19 protein-coding genes and 2 pseudogenes are annotated in these 19,280 nt (G+C 64.9%); 6 read left to right on the forward strand and 15 right to left on the reverse strand.

Annotated features, from left to right (window positions below):
• Positions 1-354 (forward strand): annotated as a pseudogene (locus AC628_RS35490) (DUF459 domain-containing protein); the annotation flags it as partial.
• A 94-nt stretch (positions 355-448) separates the two neighbouring features.
• Here the strand turns inward: AC628_RS35490 and AC628_RS35495 are convergent.
• Positions 449-826 (reverse strand): CsbD family protein, encoded by a 378-nt coding sequence (locus AC628_RS35495; RefSeq protein ID WP_074131343.1) that lies wholly within the window; start codon positions 824-826, stop codon positions 449-451.
• Between the two features lie 71 nt (positions 827-897).
• Complete coding sequence (locus AC628_RS35500; RefSeq protein ID WP_074131344.1) at positions 898-1,632, reverse strand: SDR family NAD(P)-dependent oxidoreductase; 735 nt, start codon at positions 1,630-1,632, stop codon at positions 898-900.
• Between the two features lie 190 nt (positions 1,633-1,822).
• Between AC628_RS35500 and AC628_RS35505 the strand changes: the two genes are divergently transcribed.
• Both AC628_RS35505 and AC628_RS35510 read left to right on the forward strand, forming a co-directional pair.
• On the forward strand, positions 1,823-2,602 hold the full coding sequence (locus AC628_RS35505) for an SDR family NAD(P)-dependent oxidoreductase (RefSeq protein ID WP_074131345.1): 780 nt from the start codon (positions 1,823-1,825) through the stop codon (positions 2,600-2,602).
• 102 nt (positions 2,603-2,704) lie between these two features.
• Positions 2,705-3,592 carry a TauD/TfdA dioxygenase family protein gene (locus tag AC628_RS35510; protein ID WP_050426380.1) on the forward strand — a complete coding sequence of 296 codons (888 nt, stop codon included), beginning with the start codon at positions 2,705-2,707 and terminating at the stop codon, positions 3,590-3,592.
• Between the two features lie 183 nt (positions 3,593-3,775).
• Here the strand turns inward: AC628_RS35510 and AC628_RS35515 are convergent, their stop codons facing one another.
• A complete protein-coding gene (locus AC628_RS35515) occupies positions 3,776-4,435 on the reverse strand; it encodes a YqgE/AlgH family protein (protein ID WP_074131346.1) in 660 nt (219 codons plus the stop codon).
• Positions 4,436-4,571: 136 nt separating this feature from the next.
• On the opposite strand from AC628_RS35515, the gene AC628_RS35520 reads away from it, so the two are divergent.
• From AC628_RS35520 to AC628_RS35530, 3 genes are all read left to right on the forward strand, one after another.
• Positions 4,572-5,408, forward strand: coding sequence for a protein-disulfide reductase DsbD domain-containing protein (locus AC628_RS35520; protein ID WP_050426378.1), 837 nt, complete (start codon positions 4,572-4,574; stop codon positions 5,406-5,408).
• A 242-nt stretch (positions 5,409-5,650) separates the two neighbouring features.
• On the forward strand, positions 5,651-7,054 hold the full coding sequence (locus AC628_RS35525; RefSeq protein WP_074131347.1) for an oligosaccharide flippase family protein: 1,404 nt from the start codon (positions 5,651-5,653) through the stop codon (positions 7,052-7,054).
• A 32-nt stretch (positions 7,055-7,086) separates the two neighbouring features.
• Positions 7,087-7,371 carry a hypothetical protein gene (locus tag AC628_RS35530; protein WP_074131348.1) on the forward strand — a complete coding sequence of 95 codons (285 nt, stop codon included), beginning with the start codon at positions 7,087-7,089 and terminating at the stop codon, positions 7,369-7,371.
• A 95-nt stretch (positions 7,372-7,466) separates the two neighbouring features.
• Here the strand turns inward: AC628_RS35530 and AC628_RS35535 are convergent, their stop codons facing one another.
• The 12 genes and pseudogenes from AC628_RS35535 to cysG form a co-directional block, all read right to left on the reverse strand.
• Entirely contained in the window at positions 7,467-8,255 is a 789-nt protein-coding gene (locus AC628_RS35535; protein WP_021076374.1) for a 3-hydroxybutyrate dehydrogenase, read from the reverse strand.
• 12 nt (positions 8,256-8,267) lie between these two features.
• Complete coding sequence (locus AC628_RS35540; protein ID WP_074131349.1) at positions 8,268-9,437, reverse strand: DUF3734 domain-containing protein; 1,170 nt, start codon at positions 9,435-9,437, stop codon at positions 8,268-8,270.
• Between the two features lie 162 nt (positions 9,438-9,599).
• Entirely contained in the window at positions 9,600-10,097 is a 498-nt protein-coding gene (locus AC628_RS35545; RefSeq protein ID WP_074131350.1) for a CAP domain-containing protein, read from the reverse strand.
• Between the two features lie 243 nt (positions 10,098-10,340).
• Positions 10,341-11,391 (reverse strand): annotated as a pseudogene (locus AC628_RS35550) (sulfate/molybdate ABC transporter ATP-binding protein).
• Positions 11,381-12,343, reverse strand: coding sequence for a sulfate ABC transporter permease subunit CysW (gene cysW, locus AC628_RS35555; RefSeq protein WP_143201984.1), 963 nt, complete (start codon positions 12,341-12,343; stop codon positions 11,381-11,383). Before cysW ends, AC628_RS35550 begins: the two are co-directional and overlap by 11 nt.
• A gap of 8 nt (positions 12,344-12,351) precedes the next feature.
• Entirely contained in the window at positions 12,352-13,158 is an 807-nt protein-coding gene (cysT, locus tag AC628_RS35560) for a sulfate ABC transporter permease subunit CysT (RefSeq protein ID WP_074131358.1), read from the reverse strand.
• A gap of 136 nt (positions 13,159-13,294) precedes the next feature.
• A complete protein-coding gene (locus tag AC628_RS35565) occupies positions 13,295-14,284 on the reverse strand; it encodes a sulfate ABC transporter substrate-binding protein (RefSeq protein ID WP_074131351.1) in 990 nt (329 codons plus the stop codon).
• Between the two features lie 224 nt (positions 14,285-14,508).
• Positions 14,509-15,237, reverse strand: a complete 729-nt coding sequence (locus AC628_RS35570; protein ID WP_074131352.1) for a phosphoadenylyl-sulfate reductase — start codon at positions 15,235-15,237, stop codon at positions 14,509-14,511.
• Positions 15,234-15,749 carry a DUF934 domain-containing protein gene (locus AC628_RS35575; protein WP_074131353.1) on the reverse strand — a complete coding sequence of 172 codons (516 nt, stop codon included), beginning with the start codon at positions 15,747-15,749 and terminating at the stop codon, positions 15,234-15,236. Before AC628_RS35575 ends, AC628_RS35570 begins: the two co-directional genes overlap by 4 nt.
• Entirely contained in the window at positions 15,736-17,391 is a 1,656-nt protein-coding gene (locus AC628_RS35580; RefSeq protein ID WP_074131354.1) for a nitrite/sulfite reductase, read from the reverse strand. The genes AC628_RS35575 and AC628_RS35580 overlap by 14 nt, the downstream gene beginning before the upstream one ends.
• Before the next feature lie 27 nt (positions 17,392-17,418).
• Positions 17,419-17,736 carry a DUF2849 domain-containing protein gene (locus AC628_RS35585; protein ID WP_074131355.1) on the reverse strand — a complete coding sequence of 106 codons (318 nt, stop codon included), beginning with the start codon at positions 17,734-17,736 and terminating at the stop codon, positions 17,419-17,421.
• A complete protein-coding gene (gene cysG, locus AC628_RS35590; RefSeq protein ID WP_074131356.1) occupies positions 17,733-19,184 on the reverse strand; it encodes a siroheme synthase CysG in 1,452 nt (483 codons plus the stop codon). The genes AC628_RS35585 and cysG overlap by 4 nt, the downstream gene beginning before the upstream one ends.
• Between the last annotated feature and the right edge of the window lie 96 nt (positions 19,185-19,280).

Raw genomic sequence — 19,280 nt, forward strand, 5'->3', positions numbered from 1 at the left:
CGCGCCGATGATTTCGCCTGGCCGCGCCGCGAGATCGGCCGCGAGCAGGCCAAGGGCGACGTGCCGGTTGCCGCGGTGACGCCGGCTGCACCGGCGGCGGGGGGACCTGCGAATCCGCCGCCCTCGACCACGGCGATCGCGCCCGACGGCTCGATCATCACCGCGCCGAAGCCACAGAAGCGTGTGTTCCGCCCGGCGCAGGCCCAGCCACAACAGCAGCCGCAGACGCAGCCCTGGCTGCGTGACTTCTTCGGCTTCGGCGCGCCGCAGCAGCGCCCGCTGGTCGCCCCGCCACCGCGTCCGCCGCGCAATGTCGGACAGCGGGCCGCAGGGCCGGGGAATCCCTGGCAATAAGCGGCGGCGGAAGCGAAGCTACATCCACGTCATTGGAAGTTACATCCACGTCATTGCGAGCCACCCGGTCGGCGGCGGCGAGTAGGACGGCGGACTAGCCGTAATAGCGCCAGCGTGACGGCGGCGGGCGGCGCGGCTGGCGCGTCATCAACAGCGCCAGCGCAAAGCCGATGCCGCCGGCGATCAGCAGCGCGCCGAGCGGATTGTCCTGCACCGATCTCGCCACCGCCTTCTGTCCGCCGCGGATGGTCTCGCCGCGATGCTCATAGGCGTCCTTGGCGTAATTGACCGCAGTGTCGGCGGCATCACGCGCGGCATCCTTGGCCTGGCCGTAGAGATCCTGCACGGTGCCGGCGGCTTCGCGCGCGCGGCCCGAGGCCTGCGTCTGCGCATCACCGGTCGCCTCGCCGACGGCGCCTTCGGCCTTGCCCGCGAACTCCTTCGCCGTTCCGAAAATCCGATCCTTGTCCATCACGACTGCTCCCTGAAACTGTCAGGGAGCCAACCGCGGAACCTCGCGCAGGTTCCTGTAGCTTTCTGGAGCTAGAGAATGAGCCCGCCGTCGACCACAATGGTCTGTCCGACGATGTAGGAGGCAAGCGGCGAGGCCAGGAACAGTGCGGCGCCGGCCATGTCGGCGGGCGTGCCGAGACGCTTCAGCGGAATACGCTCCAGCGCGCCTTCGAGACGCTTTGGATTCGCGGTCGTCGCCTTGGTCATCTTGGTGTCGACCAGGCCCGGCGCGATGCCGTTGACGCGGATGCCGTTCTCCGCCCAGGCTTCACCAAGCGTGCGCGTCAGCCCGACGGCGCCGGTCTTCGAGGCGTTGTAGGCGGGATTGCCCATGGTGGAATGATACGCCGCGGTCGAGCTCACGATGATCAGCGAGCCCTTCGCGGCGCTCAGCATCGCGTGGAATTTCGTGGCGCAGGCCATCAGGCTCATCAGGTTGACTTCGAGCACCTTGCGGAAGCCCTCCATCTCGAATTCCCCGCGGCGGTAAATCACCGCGCCCTGCGCCAGCACCAGCACGTCGAGCCGATCGAACGCCGGCGTGAGTCGTTCGATCGCCTGCGGATCAGAGACATCGAGCTGCGCATAGGCAAGGCCATCGAGATGCGAGCCTTCCTCCGCGGAATAGTCGCTCGCCTGCGCGCGGGTGCCGTAGACGGCAACGCGCGCGCCCTTGGCGCGAAAGGCCTGCGCGATGCCGTTGCCGATGCCGCTGGAGCCGCCGACCACCAGTACCTGCTTGCCGCCGAAATCGAGCTCGTTCATCGCGTTCCTCTCTCGTGCTGTTTTCTTGATTGAGCATGATCCTTTGCGAAAAGCCAACGCAAAAGCCCACGCAAAACTTGCGTTAACGCGCTGCGCGCGTGCCGATAAGGGATCACCGGTTTGACGTCTCTCTCGATCGGTGCCAGCGTTGCAGCTCGCACAACGCAAAAAAATCAACGGGAGGTCCGTCGTGTCCGAATACAAGCAGCTCAGCCGTTCGGTGAAGGGCCTCACCGTTCTCGTCACCGGTGCCGCCAGCGGCATGGGCCGCGCTACCGCGCGCGTGTTCGCCGATGAAGGCGCCAATGTCGCGGTCACCGACCTCACCGAAGACGGCACGCAGACGGTGGCGAAAGAGATTTCGGCGAGCGGCGGCTCGGCAAAGGCCTGGACGCTCGACGTCAGCGATCGCGACGCCATCACCAGGGTCGTCAACGACGTCGCCGCGCATTTCGGCGGGCTCGACATCATCGTCAACAATGCCGGCATCTCGGTGCGCGTGCCGATCGACGATCCCGGTTATGAGGACGCCTGGGCCAAGGGCATCGCCGTGATGCTGACGGCGCATCCGCGCATCATCCGTGCCGCGCTGCCATATCTGCGCAAGTCGCGCTCGCCGCGCATCGTCAACATCGCCTCAACCGAAGCGCTCGGTGCAACAGGCCTGCACAGCCCCTACTCCGCGGCCAAGGGCGGCGTCACCAGCCTGACCCGCTCGCTCGCGGTGGAACTGGGACGCGAAGGCATCACCGTGAACTGCATCTGCCCGGGCCCGATCCGCACAGGGATTACCGACCGCATCTCCGAGGAGCACAAGACGATCTACGCCAAGCGCCGCACGGCGCTGGCGCGCTACGGCGATCCGGAGGAGGTCGCGCACATGACGCTGAGCCTTTGCCTGCCCGCGGCATCGTTCTTGACCGGCGCCGTGATCCCTGTCGACGGCGGGTTGATGGCGCGGAATGCCTGACCCGCGTCTCGCCGCGAAGCGTTGACAGGCGGCGCGTCGGGAGTAGCCTTCCCGTCAAATGAAGCGGGAAAACCGCCCGCAAAGCACGGGGAGATTTGCGCCATGACGGTCCTGATCCGGCAGCTTCACAAGCATTTCGTCGGCGAGGTCTCCGGCGTCGATCTGCGCAAGCCGCTGACGAAGCAGGAAGCGACCGACATCGAGGCCGGCATGGACAAGTACGCCGTGCTCGTCTTCCACGGCCAGGACATCACGGACGAACAGCAGATGGCGTTCGCGCTGAACTTCGGCGAGCGCGAGCACTCGCGCGGCGGCACGGTGACGAAGAAGGAGGACTACCGTCTCTCCTCCGGGCTCAACGATGTCGGAAACCTCGGCAAGGACGGCAAGCCGCTGCCGAAGGATCACCGCACCCATCTGTTCAATCTCGGCAACTGCCTGTGGCACTCCGACAGCTCGTTTCGGCCGATCCCGGCAAAATTCTCGCTGCTGTCGGCGCGCGTCGTGAACCCGAAGGGCGGCAACACCGAATTCGCCGACATGCGCGCGGCCTATGACGCGCTCGACGACGAGACCAAGGCCGAGATCGAGGACATGATTTGCGAGCACTCGCTGATGTATTCGCGCGGCTCGCTCGGCTTCCTCGACTACACCGAGGAAGAGAAGCAGATGTTCAAGCCGGTGCTGCAGCGCCTGGTGCGCACCCATCCGGTGCACGGCCGCAAGTCGCTCTACCTGTCATCGCATGCCGGCGCCATCAGGGGCATGAGCATGCCGGAGGCGCGGCTGTTGCTGCGCGACCTCACCGAGCACGCCACGCAGCCGGAGTTCGTCTATGTCCACAAATGGACGCTGCATGACCTCGTGATGTGGGACAACCGCCAGACCGTGCACCGCGTCCGCCGCTACGACCAGTCGCAACCCCGCGACATGCGCCGCGCCACGGTGGCCGGCACCCAGCCGACGGTGGCGCAGGAAGCGGCGGAGTAACCCAAGCCCACCGCTGTCGTCGAGGGCAAGCGAAGCGCGACCCGGGACCCAACCACAGGGCGCGGTTGTTACTCGACGCTGTGGCCCCAACGAACTCCATCACACAATGCGGTGGTTATGGATCCCTGCTTTCGCAGGGACGACACCTGTGATGTGGAAAGACCGTACTATCGCGGCGGCAGGTTAAGCGTGCCCAGCGTCGTTCGACAGCATGCCGGCCTCGATGCCGATCTTGCGCAGGGCGCGGGCGTATTTCTCGTCGACATCGGGGCCAAAGATCAGCTCCGGATCGGCGTCGCAGTGCAGCCAGCCATTGTGCTGGATCTCGTTCTCGAGCTGGCCCGGCGCCCAGCCGGCATAGCCGAGCGCGAGGATCGCGTGCTTGGGGCCGGCTCCCTTGGCGATCGCCTTGAGGATGTCGACGGTCGCGGTCAGCGAGATGCCGTCGTCGATGTTCAGCGTCGCATCCTGAATGTAGAAATCGCTGGAATGCAGCACGAAGCCGCGGCCGGTGTCGACCGGGCCGCCCTTCATCACCTTCATCATCTCGGCATTCTCGGGCAGCTGGATCTGGTCCGACTTCTCGATGATGTCGAGCTGCACCAGCAGTCCCGGGAAATCGATGCTGCCGGCCGGGCGATTGACGATGATGCCCATCGCGCCTTCCGACGAATGCGCGCACATGTAGATCACGGAGCGCTCGAAGCGCGGGTCGTTCATGACAGGCATCGCGATCAGCATCTGGCCATCGAGATAGCCATCATCGGTGGCGTGGGGACCGACGGCCGGGTTTCTGCCGGCGGCGGTCTTGCGAGTCTTGCCTGTTTTGCCTTCAGGGCGCATCCGCAAAGGCCTTTCCTGCTGATTTGGCATCCTGATATTGGGTGGCGGTTCTGTCAATCAACCATCGGCCGCGGTGCGGCGATGCATCACAAGCAATTCAATGGTTTGCAACCAAAGTTGCAGGTAAAGACGTCTCATGATCGTCACAGTTCCCATGCGTGCCGCATTTGGCGTTGCCGCCTTGATTTCCGTCGCATCCGTAGCCGCGGAGGTTCGCGCCGACGACGCCTCGCCGTGGCAGCAGGACACCCATTCCGCAGTGCGGCTGCTGGCGGGATCGCGCAGCGGCGCGGTGCTGCTCGGCGGCATCGCTTTCCAGTTGCAGGACGGCTGGAAAACCTACTGGAGGACGCCGGGCGATTCCGGCGTGCCGCCGCGGTTCGATTTCTCCAAGTCGGACAATGTCGATGCGGTCACGGTGATGTGGCCGGCGCCGCGCCGGTTCGACGACGGCGCCGGCGGCACCTCGCTCGGCTACAAGCATCAGGTGGTGCTGCCGCTGCGCATCGTCGCGAAGAATCCCGACAAGCCCTTGGTGCTGCGCGCCGACATCAGTTACGCGGTGTGCGAGAAGCTGTGCGTGCCGGTTGAGGCGAAGGCCGAGCTTGCGTTCGCCAGCGTCGCCTCGACCGAGGACGCCGCGCTGTCGGAAGCGCTCAACGCGGTGCCGAAGCCCGCCAATATCGGCGACCCCGCCCCGTTCACGATCCGCGACGTCAAGCGCGACGGCAACAACGTGCTGGTCGATGTCACCGCGCCGGAGAGTAAGGACCTCAGCCTGTTCGTCGAGGGGCCGACGCCGGACTGGGCGCTGCCCGTGCCTAAGCTCGTCGAGCACGCGCCGCCGGGCGTGAAGCGCTTCTCGTTCGAGCTCGACGGCCTGCCGCCCGGCGCCAAGGCGGACGGCGCCGCGCTGAAGCTGACCCTGGTCGGCGGCGACAAGAGCTACGAATTCAATATCAATTTGAACTGACGCGACAGCGTTTGAACTGATGCCTCGGCGTCGTCCCGGCGCAGGCCGGGACCCATACTCCGCAGCCGTGGTTCGAGGCACGCGCTGTGGGACAAGCTGTGCGTACTAACGGTTCCCGGTGGTTATGGGTCCCGGCCTGCGCCGGGACGACGCCTGAGCATCCGTCACCCAACCCAATCTTAACGTTTCGTTGATAGATCGGGGGCCATCGCCGCCTTGCGGCGCTTTGGGAATTTGCCGCCTTGGCTGTGATGGAGACACGATCCGAATCCTCGGCCGCAACCTCTGCGCCATCGGGCCCGGTTGCACGCCTGCGCGGGCTCGTTGCGGACCTGCTCGGCGGCACCAAGGAGGCGTCGGTCACCAAGCGCCTCGCGGGCATGATCTTCATCATCCGCGTCATCAGCGCCGCGATCGCCTATCTCGCGCAGATCCTGCTCGCGCGCTGGATGAGCGGCTCGGACTACGGCATCTATGTCTATGTCTGGACCTGGGTGCTGCTTCTCGGCAGCACGATGGATTTCGGCATCGCGCCGTCGTCGCAGAAGATCATCCCGGAATATCGCGCGCGTGGCGACCTCGCCGCGCTGCGCGGCTTCCTCTCCGGCGGCCGCTGGGTGGTACTTGCCACGTCGAGTGCGGTGGCACTGCTGCTCGCCGGCGTGATCCATGTCGCCTCGCCCTGGATCGATCCCAACGCGGTGGTGCCGCTCTATATCGGCTGCCTGACCTTGCCGCCCTTCGTCGTCGCGAACACCCAGGACGGCATCTCGCGCGCGCATGACTGGATGCAGCTCGGCCTGATGCCGCAGTTCATCGTGCGGCAGGGACTGATCATCGCGCTCACCGCCGGCGCGCTGACGCTCGGCCTCAATCTCGGCGCCGCCGCTGCGATGATCGCGAGCGCAGCCGCCGTCTACATCGCGGCGATCGGCCAGATGATCGTGCTGAACCGCCGCGTCGACACCCATCTCGGGCCGGGCGAGAAGACCTACGACGTCAAGGGCTGGTTTAAGATCTCGCTGCCGATCATGCTGGTCGAGAGCTTCTATCTGCTGCTCGGCTATACCGACGTGCTGATGCTGCAGCAATTCCGCTCCTCCGAGGAGGTCGGCATCTATTTCGCCGTGGTGAAGACGCTGGCGCTGGTGTCGTTCGTGCACTACGCGATGTCGGCAACGACGGCGCACCGCTTCGCCGAGTACAATGCGCTCGGCGACAAGGACCGGCTGTCGGCCTATGTCGCGCACGCGATCAGCTGGACGTTCTGGCCCTCGCTGCTGGCAACCATCGCACTGCTCGCGTTCGGCAAGCCGCTGCTCTGGCTGTTCGGCCCGAAATTCGTCGACGGCTACAGCATCATGTTCGTCGCCGCGATCGGGCTCGTGGTGCGCTCGGCGATCGGACCGGTGGAGCGGCTGTTGAACATGCTCGGCCACCAGAGCATTTGCGCGACCGCCTATGCGGTGTCGTTCTTCATGAATGTCGGACTCTGCATGACGCTGGTGCCGCGCTACGGCGGCATGGGCGCGGCGGCCTCGACCTCGCTGTCGCTGATCTTCGAGACGATCCTGCTGTTTTACGTGGTGCGCTCGCGGCTCGGGCTGCACGTGCTGGCATTCGGGAAGCGGCGGGCGGCGGCATAGCTTTCGGCCGGACGCGGTATATAATTGCCGCCATGAGCGCCACTGAGCTGAAGGAATTGCTTAATCGCGTGCAATCCTGGCCGAAGGCGGCGCAGGACGAATTGCTATCGATGGCGAACGCGATCGAAAACGCATTGCGGGGCCACCAGCACGTCGCCTCTGAAGTTGAGTTGCAGATATCTGAAGCCGCGATCACATCCATCGAAGTCACCCCCGACGCGGGCTCCAGTGCGGACGAGGTCGATATCCTGGAGAGCATGGAGCGGCTGGTAGCCGCGAAACAAAAGCCTGCGAAAGAGAGTGGATCGGACGCCTGACGGCAAGCCTGCCGATCATCCCATAGAAAAGCAAAAGCCGGCCCTGATCCAGTCAGGGCCGGCTTGTTCTTTAACCGACAAATCCCGCGGGAAAATTACTCCGCGGTCCAGCCGCCGTCGATCGAGAGGTTGGCGCCGGTGATCTGCGCGGCATCGTCGCCGCACAGGAACAGCGCGAGCGCTGCGACCTGCTCCGAGGTCACGAACTCCTTGGTCGGCTGGGCTGCGAGCAGCACGTCCTTGATGACCTGCTCCTTGGTCATGTTGCGCGCCTTCATGGTCTCCGGAATCTGGTGCTCGACCAGCGGCGTCCAGACATAGCCCGGGCTGATGCAGTTGCAGGTGATCTTGAACTGCGCGAGTTCCAGCGCCGCGGTCTTGGTGAGGCCGGCGATGCCGTGCTTGGCCGAGACATAGGCCGACTTGAACGGCGAGGCGACCAGCGAGTGCGCCGATGCGGTGTTGATGATGCGGCCCCAACCGCGCTTCTTCATGCCGGGCACCGCGGCGCGGATGCCGTAGAACGCCGACGACAGGTTGATCGCGATGATCGCTTCCCACTTCTCCGGCGGGAATTCCTCGATCGGCGACACGAACTGGATGCCGGCATTGTTGACCAGGATATCGACCGAACCGAAGGTCTTCTCACCGAGCGCGATCATGTCGGCGATCTCGGCCGGCTTGGTCATGTCGGCCGGCGAATGCACCGCTTTGACCTTGAAGTCGGTCTCGATGCCGGAGCGTTCCTTCTCGATGTCAGCCGGAACGCCCATTCCATTGAGAACGATATTGGCGCCGGCGCCTGCGAAGGCGCGCGCATACGCCAATCCGATGCCGCTGGTCGAGCCGGTCACAACGGCGGTCTTGCCTGTCAACGTACCCATTATCGGTCGCTCCTATTTTGCTTGCGGGGGAGTGGGTTCGTCCCCCGTGAGATCGTATGTCACCATGGTCTCCCCGGACTGTGGCCGTTCTAGCCATTCTTTGTGACGCATCGACAAATGCACGTCGCGGACGCCCGCGCCCCAGTGCTCGACCATCGCCACATGGGAGAAGTCGTAATCCTTCGAGGAGCTCTCGTAGTTCTTGCTCTTGTAGATCAGGTGAACCACCGTGACGGTGTTCTCCTTGGAGGCCTTGCGCAGCAGTTCGACCGACGGATCGTTCTTCAGATAATCGGGCAGCTTGCCGATCAGGTCGCGCACCGCCATGCGGGCGTTGTGGATCTGCCTGTTCTTGTCGGTGTTCATCCGCGTCCGGCTGGAATAGCGGATGTCCTTTTCGCGCTCGGCGGCCTCCAGCAGCGTCTCCGGCAACGGCCCGCGCGCGCTGAACAGGTCGACCTGGAAGATCAGGAGATCGCGGCTGGTCTCCTCGTCGAGCACGAAGTCGAGCGGCGTGTTGGAGGCGATGCCTCCGTCCCAGTAATGCTCGCCCTCGATCACCACGGCAGGAAAGCCGGGTGGCAGCGCGCCCGAAGCCATGATGTGCTCGGGACCGATCTTCTTGCCGAGCTTCTTGAATTCGTAATTGTCGAAATAGCGGAAATTGCCCGAGGTGACGCCGACCGCGCCGACCGACAGCCGCGTCTTCAGGTCGTTGATGCGGTCGAAATCGACGAGGCGCTCCAGCGTCTTCTTCAGCGGCGCGGTGTCGTAATAGCTCAGCGATTGCGAGCTGCCGGGCGGCCACAGCGGCGCCGGCGGAATCCGCGGCGTGAAGAAGCCGGGCACCCCGAAGGTCGCGATGATCGCGGCACTGGTCTCGTTGAACAGCGAGCGGGCGCGCTCATGCTTGGAGACCGGATTCCACGGCACCGGCGCCGACACCATCTCCCAGAACTCCTTCAGCTTCGGCACGCGCTTGTCCGGCTCGTTACCGGCAATGATCGCGGCATTGATGGCGCCGATCGAGATGCCGGCAATCCATTCCGGCTCGAAGCCTGCGTGACAGAGCGCCTGAAAGGCGCCGGCCTGGTAGGAGCCGAGCGCGCCGCCGCCCTGAAGAACCAGCACCCGCTGCGCTTGCGCGGGCGTCGAGGCCGGCGCGGAATCCGAAGTATCCATGCGTAACCGTTCGGTCGGAAATGACTTGAGCCGCACCGTGGCGGCTGTTCACCGCGACGTCAATCAGCGAGATAGAGGGCTCTTTGTCCGAGCATGATCTTCCCGGAAAACCGCTTCACACTTTTCCGGATCATGCTCGAGATCACGCGGAATTTATCGAAATCAGGTTGCCGCCAGAATGAGCGTCCAGAACACCTTGTATTTGGTATTCGGAGCATAGACGGCTGCGATGCCCATTTTTGTGACACCGCTCTTGAGCATGTTGGCCTTGTGCGGCGGTGAATCGCGCCACCCCGAAAACGCTTCCGCCAGCGTGTGATAGCCGGCCGAGATGTTCTCGACCGCCACGGTCGCCGGGTAGCCGCCGGCCTCGAGCCGCTTGCCGAGCGGGGCCTTCACGTCATGGTCCATCTTGTTGCGGGCGGCCATCGCCTGCGACTGCTGCTCGGCGAGCCTGGTCAGGTCCGGGTCGACCACGACGATGCCGAGGCCATTGTTCTGGCGGTACTGCGAAAACATGATCGCGGCCGCCTGGCTGTCCAGGACGGCACCGGGCTGCGCCATGTTGAGATACATCGCCGGTTCTTCCGGGATTTTGGTGTCCGTGCCGCAGCCGGCAAGCACCAGCAGCCCGAACAGGGCAACCGTCGTCCGTTTCACAGGTGAAAACCCCCAAGGTTAGCCCGCCGTTGTTGCATACCAACCGTGGCTGAATGGTGAACAGGGGCTAACTTTTGGCCACACAAAACGCCGTCATTCCGGGTCGATGCGGTAGCATCGAACCCGGAATGACGGCGGCTGAGGTTGGAGCCTGTAGCCCGGATGAAGCGAAGCGTAATCCGGGGACGATCGATCCGCGGAGCGAAGTCCCGGATTTCGCTTCGCTTCATCCGGGCTACGGGGCTACCCCTGCGCGGCGAAGATCCGGTAGCGGCGGGGCTGCAGCGAGACGATTTCGCCGGCCTGCAGCTCGCGGTCGCGGGGGGGCGTCGATCTCGATCACGGTCTTGCCTTCGCTCCCCGCCAGGGCCACCTCGGCGCGCTGGATCGGACCGAACGAGCGGACATGCCGGATGGCGCCTTCCAGGGCGCCGGTTCCGGCCGGGCCGACCGCCATGTCGTGGCGACGGACGAACAGCTTGGCCGCGCCGGATGCCGCGCCCAGCGCCGGGATGTTCAGCGGCCGGCCGTCCAGCCGCACCGCATCGCCGGCCACATCGACCGGCAGCACGATGGACTCACCGATGAAGCCGTGCACGAAGGCGGTCGCCGGATTGTCATAGACGTCACCGGGCGAACCGATCTGCTCGATCCTGCCCTTGTCCATCACCACGACGCGATTGGCGACCTCGAGCGCCTCCTCCTGGTCGTGGGTGACGAAGATCGAGGTCACGTGGATCTCATTGTGCAGCGAACGCAGCCATTGCCGCAGCTCCTTGCGCACCTTGGCATCGAGCGCGCCGAACGGCTCGTCGAGCAGCAGGATGCGCGGCTCGATCGCAAGCGCGCGCGCCAGCGCGATGCGCTGCCGCTGGCCGCCGGAGAGCTGGCTGGGATAACGGTTTGCGAGCCAATCGAGCTGCACCAGATCGAGCAGGTTCTTGACGCGGGCGCGGATCGTCGCCTCGTCCTTGCGGATCGCGCGCGGCTGCACGCGCAGACCGAACGCGACGTTCTCGAACACCGTCATGTGGCGGAACAGCGCGTAGTGCTGGAACACGAAGCCGACCTGGCGTTCGCTGGCGCCGCGCGAGAGCGCGTTCTCGCCGTCGATCGCGACCTCGCCCGAGTCCGGCCAGTCGAGGCCTGCGATGATCCGCAGCAGCGTCGTCTTGCCGGAGCCGGAGGGCCCAAGCAGCGCCAGCAGCTCGCCGTCGGCGACCTTGAGATCGACATTGTCGAGCGCGGCAAAGCTGCCGAATTTCTTTACGATATTCTTGACTTCAATCGCCATCGCCCACCTCTGCCTCGTCGAGCCGCCGCTCGAGAATGGTTTTCGCCACGAGCGTGATCAACGCCAGCATCGCGAGCAGCGACGCGATCGCGAACGACGCGACGAACTGGTATTCGTTGTAGAGAATCTCGACCAGCAGCGGCATCGTGTTGGTCTCGCCGCGGATATGGCCCGACACCACAGACACCGCGCCGAATTCGCCCATCGCGCGCGCGTTGCAGAGCAGGACGCCGTAGAGCAGACCCCATTTGATGTTGGGCAGCGTAACGCGGAAGAAGGTCTGCAGGCCGGAGGCGCCGAGCGAGATCGCGGCCTCTTCTTCCTGGGTGCCCTGCTCCTGCATCAGGGGGATCAGCGCGCGCGCCACGAACGGGAAGGTGACGAAGATCGTCGCCAGCGCGATGCCGGGCACCGCGAACAGGATGTGGACGTTGTGCGCCTGCAGCCACGAACCGAAATAGCCCTGGGCGCCGAACAGCAGCACGAAGACCAGGCCCGAGATCACCGGCGAGACCGAGAACGGCAGGTCGATCAGCGTGATCAGGAAGGTCTTGCCGGCGAACTCGAACTTCGAGATCGCCCAGGCCGCGACCACGCCGAACACGAGGTTGAGCGTGACCGAGATCGCGGCAATCAAGAGCGTCAGCTTGATCGCGGCGAGTGCCTCGGGCTCCGCCAGCGCCGCGAAATAGGCGACGACGCCTTTCGAGAACGCCGAGGCGAACACGACGACGAGCGGCAGCACGACGAAGACGCTGAGGAAGGTGATCGCCAGCGCGATGATGACAAGGCGGACCGGGCCCGGCTCGGTCCGCGGGTTACGCCGCGCGGTGACCGGCTCGGCACGCGCGATCTCGAGCCGCGGCGCAGGCGCTGCCACGCTGACATCGGTCGCGGGCGCGTAGCTCCGCAGCTGCGTGGTCGAGGTCGCCAATCCCGTCTGCATCGACATGTCGATCCTCAATGCACGGGAATGCGGGCCTGCGCCCAGCGCTGCAGCCGGTTGATCAGGAAGATGATCAGGAACGAGGCCACCAGCATCACGACCGCGATCGCGGTGGCATCGGCGTAGCGGAATTCGGACAGCCGGATCACGATCAGGAGCGGCGCGATCTCGGAGACATTGGGCAGGTTGCCGGCGATGAAGATCACCGAGCCGTACTCACCGATGGCGCGGGCGAAGGCGAGCGCAAAGCCGGTGAGCAGCGCCGGAATCAGGCTCGGCAGGATGACGCGGAACACGGTGTGCCAGCGATTGGCGCCAAGGCTCGCTGCGGCTTCCTCGATCTCGGGATCGAGATCGATCAGCACCGGCTGTACCGTGCGCACCACGAAGGGGATGCCGATGAAGATCATCGCGATGAAGATGCCGATCGGCGTGAAGGCGACCTTGATGCCGAGCTCGGCGAGCGGTGCGCCGAGCCAGCCCTTCTGCGCGAACAGCTGCGTCAGCGCGACGCCGGCGACCGCGGTCGGCAAGGCAAAGGGGATGTCGACGATGGCATCGAACAGCCGCCGGCCCGGAAACCGATAGCGCACCAGCGCCCAGACGATGACGGTGCCCATCACCAGATTGACGCAGGCGGCCGCAAACGACAGCCCGAACGAGATCTTCAGGGCGTTCAGCGTGCGGCGGCTGGTGACGATGCCCCAGAACTGATCGAGGCTGAGCTCGAACGTCTTGAGGAACAGCGCGCCCAGCGGAATCAGGATGATGACGGAGAGCCATGTCAGGGTCAGTCCCATGGTGAGACCGAACCCCGGCAGCGTACTGCGTCGTGCGACCGCTGTGCTCACATATCCCCCTGCTCGACCTGAAGCGCTTTGCGCATGATCCCCGCGCAAACGCTTCGCGTTTGTCGCAGGGAAGACCGCGTCACACTTTTCCGGATCATGCGCCCGATCAGTTCTTGTAGATCTGATCGAAGATGCCGCCCTCGGCGAAGTGCTCCTTCTGCGCCTTGGTCCAACCACCGAAAACGTCATCGATGGTGAAAAGTTCAACCTTGGCGAAGGATTTTTCGTACTCCTTGGCGATCTCGGGATCGCGCGGCCGGTAGGAGTTGCGCGCGGCGATCTCCTGGCCTTCCCTAGTGTACCAGTACTTCAGATAAGCCTCGGCGACGGCGCGGGTGCCCTTCTTGTCGGCGACGGTGTCGACCACGGCGACCGGCGGCTCGGCGAGGATCGACTGCGGCGGCGCCACGATCTCGAACTTGTCCGCGCCGAATTCGCGCAGCGCCAGGAAGGCTTCATTCTCCCACGCCAGCAGCACGTCGCCGACACCGCGCTCGACGAACGTCACGGTCGAGCCGCGCGCACCGGTGTCGAGCACCGGAACGTTCTGGTAGAGATCGGCGACGAACTTCTTCGCCTTGTCGGCCGAGCCGAATTTCTTCTGCGCATAGCCCCAGGCAGCGAGATAATTCCAGCGCGCGCCGCCCGAGGTCTTCGGGTTCGGCGTGATCACGGCAACGCCGGGCTTGATCAAATCGTCCCAATCCTTGATGCCCTTGGGATTGCCCTTGCGCACCAGGAACACGATGGTCGAGGTGTAGGGCGCGGCGTTGAGCGCAAGGCGCTTCTGCCAGTCCGCGGCGATGAGACCCTTGCCGGCGATCGCATCGATGTCATAGGCCAGCGCCAGCGTAACGACATCGGCCTGCAATCCGTCGATCACCGAACGCGCCTGCGAGCCCGAGCCGCCATGCGACTGCTTGATCTCGACGCTCTTGCCGGTGTCCTTCTGATAGGCCGCGGCGAACGCCTTGTTGAAGTCGACATAGAGCTCGCGCGTCGGATCGTAGGACACGTTGAGCAGCGAATAGTCGGCCGCGAAGGCCGAGCTCGCCCACAACAATCCCGCAATCAGCGGCAGCACACGACGGATCATTTCTGTCTCCATTCAACCTGAGAATGTCAGGGAGCACGCAAGACATAACTCACGGTGAAGCGGCTTTAAGTCAACGAAACCGGTTTTCTTTGTTTTCAGCGGCGCAGCGCGCTTGTGCTACGAAGCCGCCGCACCGCGAAGGCTTTGTCACGTCGCCAAGTCGCGATGACGTTATCTGAGCATAATCTTTTCGGAAAACCGCTTCGCACTTTTCCGGATCATGCTTACGACATCTTCATCGTGTGGATGCCGCATTCGGTCTTCGCGCGGCCACGCCAGCGGCCGTCGCGGGCATCCTCGCCGGCAGCAGCCCGGCTGCTGCAAGGCATACACCCGACCGACTGATATCCCGATGCGACAAGAGGATGCGGCGGCAGCTTGCCGAGCGCGTAGATTGCCTCGATCTCCTCGCGCGAGACATGGGCGAACGGATTGAATTTCAGCCTGGCGCCGTCGTCCTCGACGACGGGGATTTCAGTGCGGGCGCCGCCCTGGAACCGCTTGCGGCCGTTGATCCAGCCGGCGAACGGCTTCAGCGCACGCGCCAAAGGCTCGACCTTGCGGATGCGGCAGCAGGCATCGGGATCGGTGAACCACAATTCGCGATCCGGATCCTGGCGCGACAACGCGTCTTCGTCCGGCTTGATCGAGCGCACATCGGTGAGGCCGAGCGTCTTGATCAGCGTGTCGCGATAAGCCAGCGTCTCCTCGAACAACCAGCCGGTGTCGAGGAACACCACCGGGATCGCCGGATCGACATCCGCCATCACCTTGAGCAGCGCGGCGGACTCGGTGCCGAACGACGACACCAGCGCCAATTTCTCGCGGCCGACCGTCTGCAACGCGGCCGCGATCACCTCGGCGGGCGATGCGGTGCGCAGCGCGCGATCGAGCTCATCGGCTGCGGGCAGTGCGACCGGCGCCGCCGGGAGTTCTCGTATGAGCGTGCTCACTGGCCGGCGCTCTCCGAATGACGCAGCTGCATGCGGCGGTTGAGCGCGGTGACGCGGCCGTCGCCGGTCGGCTGGTAGAACACCGAATAGCGCTTCATGGTCTGGGCGAACGCGTCAGCGTCGGCATCCTTCTTCACCTCGAAGGCGTCGAAGCCGGCGCGCGTCATGAACACGAACTGGTCGCGCAATATCTGCCCGGTGGCGCGCAGCTCGCCGTCATAGCCATAACGCTCGCGCAGCAGGCGGGCCTGGCTGTAGGCGCGGCCGTCGCGGAAGGTCGGAAACACCAGCGCGACCGAGGCGAGGCGATCGAGATGCGGCACGAGATCGTCGAGACTGCGGTTGTTCGGCCAGAGCACCCCTAGCTTGCCGGGCCGGCGCAGCAGTGCCTCGGGATCCGCGAGAAAACGCTCCGCCGTGACCAGCACTGCGCCGTCACCCGGCAGCTCGGCGCCGTCGGCGACATGCACGAACAGATCGGTCGTGATTCTTCCCTGTTTAACGAGTGGCATAGACGCGCTCCCTGATCGGCTCGACGCCCAGACGCTTCACCGTATCGACGAACAATTCCTCGGGACGGTCGCGCAGCGCGAGATAGGCTTCGACAATGTCTTCGATCACATCGGCGACTTCCGCATAGGGAACGGCCGGGCCGATCAAAGTGCCCAACTGCGCGTTCTCGTCGGCGCGGCCGCCGATCGTGATCTGGTAGAACTCCTCACCGTTCTTCTCGACGCCAAGAATGCCGATGTGGCCGACATGGTGATGGCCGCAGGCATTGATGCAGCCGGAGATGTTGATGTGCAGCCGGCCGATCAGGTCGGCGGTGTCGTGGTTGGCGAAGCGCCGCGTCAGCTCCTGCGCGATCGGGATCGAGCGCGCATTGGCCAGCGAGCAGTAGTCCAGCCCCGGGCAGGCGATGATGTCGGTGACCAGGTTGACGTTCGGCGTCGCGAGGCCAAGGCGGTCGAGCGCCTTGAACAGAAGCGGCAGATCGCGCTTGGCGACGTGCGGCAGCGCCAGGTTCTGCTCATGGCCGACGCGGATCTCGCCGAACGAATATTTGTCGGCGAGGTCGGCGACCGCGTCCATCTGCTCGGCGGTGGCATCGCCGGGCGGGCCGCCGACCGGCTTCAGCGACAGCGTCACGATCGAATAGCCCTGCACCTTGTGCGCCGACACCGAGTTCTTGCGCCAGCGCTCGAACAGCGGATCGTGCGCGGCCTGCTTCAGCTCGTCCGGCATATGCGGCAGCTTTTCGTAGGCCGGATAGGAGAAGCGCGAGCGGACCTCCTCGATGGCGGCGTGATCGAGCGTCAGCCCGACATCGCCCATCGCTTTCCACTCCTCCTCGACTTCCTTGGCAAACTTCTCGATGCCGAGCTCGTGCACCAGGATCTTGATGCGCGCCTTGTAGATGTTGTCGCGGCGGCCGTACTGGTTGTAGACGCGCAGGATCGCCTCGATGTAGCTGAGGATATCGCGGCCGGGGACGAACGGCTTGATGGTCTTGGCGATGAACGGGGTGCGGCCGAGGCCGCCGCCGACCAGCACCTCGAAGCCGGTCTCGCCGTCGCCGTTCTTGTGCAGGCGCAGGCCGATGTCGTGGATCTTGATCGCGGCGCGGTCGTGCTCGGCCGCGGTGATCGCGATCTTGAACTTGCGCGGCAGGAACGAGAATTCCGGATGCAGCGTGGTGTGCTGGCGGATCAGCTCCGACCAGATCCGCGGATCCTCGATCTCGCCGGGCGCGACCCCGGCCCACTGGTCCGAGGTGACGTTGCGCATGTTGTTGCCTGACGTCTGCATCGCATGGATGCCGACCTCGGCAAGATCGGACAGCGCATCCGGCAGCTCGGCGAGCTTGATCCAGTTGAACTGGATGTTCTGCCGGGTGGTGAAGTGGCCATAGCCGCGGTCGTAGCGGCGCGCGACATGAGCGAGCCGGCGCAGCTGCTTCGACGACAGCGTGCCGTAGGGGATCGCGACCCGGAACATGTAAGCGTGCAGCTGCAAATACACGCCGTTCTGCAGGCGCAGGATCTTGAATTCGTCCTCGGTGAGCTCGCCGGAGAGGCGGCGCTTCACCTGGTCGCGGAATTCCGAAACACGCTCGTTGATCAGCGTGCGGTCGAGTTCGTCATAAGCATACATGTTCGATGAGCCCTAACGCGGCGCGCCTTACGCGGGAACCTGGAGATCGATGGTGACGCCCTTGGCGCGGATATGTTCGCGGAGATTGCCCGGCTTCACCTTGCCGCCGTCCTTGAGCTCGACCGGCGCGATATAGGGGCCGACCGCGCCGACGTCGTCGGCGGTGGCTTCGGCCAGCAGCGCGCGGGCCTCGTCGGACGTGGTCACGATCGCGGAGTCGGAGAGTTCGGTGGACCAGCCTTGCTTGGCCGTTCGGTACACCACGGCGCCGTCCCAGGTCCGGTTGGCGGTGACCATCGAGGGGCCCGTGATCCTGATTTTCTTCTGTTCAAGCGGAGAGGTCATTCGGCAGCTTTCAGCAGTTCGGAGAACATCTGGTTGGAGAACAGTTGGGTGACGTTGGATCGGCTCCACGGCGCGGAATGCGCGACCACGTCGCCGATGATGAGAACAGCGGGACCGCCGTCGACCTGTTTGACCAGCTCGGGCAGCCGCGCCAGCGTGCCGACCGCAGCCTTGGCATCGGGCCGCGTCACGCGCGCGAACACGCCGACCGGCGTCTCGGGAGAACGGCCCGCGGCGAGCAGACCTTCACGGATCGCGGGTGCGGCGGTCATGCCCATGTAGACCACAACGGTCATCTTGGTGTCGGTCAGCACCGACCAGTCGACGACCTCGGCATCGCGCGCCTTGTGCGCGGTGAGGAAGGTGATGCGCAACGCCTCGTGCCGGAAGGTCAGCGGCACTTCGAATTGCGCGGCCGCGCCGAGACCGGCGGAGACGCCCGGAATAATGGAGTACGCGACGCCGGCATCGCGCAGCGCTTCGATTTCCTCGCCGCCACGGCCGAAGATAAAGGGATCGCCGCCCTTCAACCGCACCGCACGCTGGCCCGACTGCGCCGCCTCGATCATCAGGCGGTTGGTGGCGTCCTGGCCGATGCCGGGCTTGCCGACGCGGCGGCCGACCGGAATCCGCGTGGCATCGCGCCGGATGCGGTCGAGAATTTCAGGTGACACCAGTTCGTCATAGAACACGACATCGGCATCCTGCAGCGCACGCAGCGCCTTCACCGTGAGCAGATCCGGATCGCCGGGACCGGCGCCGACCAGCGTCACATGACCGACGGCCTTGCCTTCGGTATTGGCGCCGGCGAATGCGGCGGGATCGGTGATCGCGTTCAGCGCCTTTTCGGCTTCATCCTTGCGGCCGGCCATCACCAGCGCGCCGATCGGGCCGTCGATGATGCGCTCCCAGAAGCGGCGGCGCAGCGGAAACTCGTCGATGCGGGCATGCATCGCCTTGCGGAAATGGCCGATGAAGCCGGCGAGATCGCCGATCCGGGCCGGCAGCACCGCCTCGATCTTCTCGCGGATACGGCGCGCCACCACCGGCGACGTGCCACCGGTGCCGACCGCGACCACGACATCGCCGCGATCGACGATCGCAGGCATGATGAAGGTGGAGTGCACGAGGTCGTCCATCACGTTGACCGGCAGGCCAATCGCCTTGGCGCGCACCGACATCGCGACACCGACCTCGCCTGCGCCGGCACAGAGCACGGCGATGACATCGGAGAGATCGGCAGTGAGCGGATCGCCCTCGGCACGCTCGATGCGCGCGGCGTCCTCCGCCGCGATACCGGCGAGCTCATGATCACCGTCGGTCGCATACCAGCGAACCGCGGCGCCGGCGGCTGCGAGCAGCCGCAACTTGGCGCGCACCAGCTCGCCCGCTCCAACGAGCAGCACCTTGCCGCTTTGCAGATCCAGAAACACTGGCAGATATCGCATCAGACACTCGCTTCCCCAATTTGGGGGTTGACTGAAATTATTTTCTATTTATCTCTCGATCAAGCCCGGCAAAGAGAAAATTATTTCTTCTCTATT

This window comes from Bradyrhizobium sp. NAS96.2, assembly GCF_001908235.1.
Taxonomy (GTDB): Bacteria; Pseudomonadota; Alphaproteobacteria; order Rhizobiales; family Xanthobacteraceae; genus Bradyrhizobium.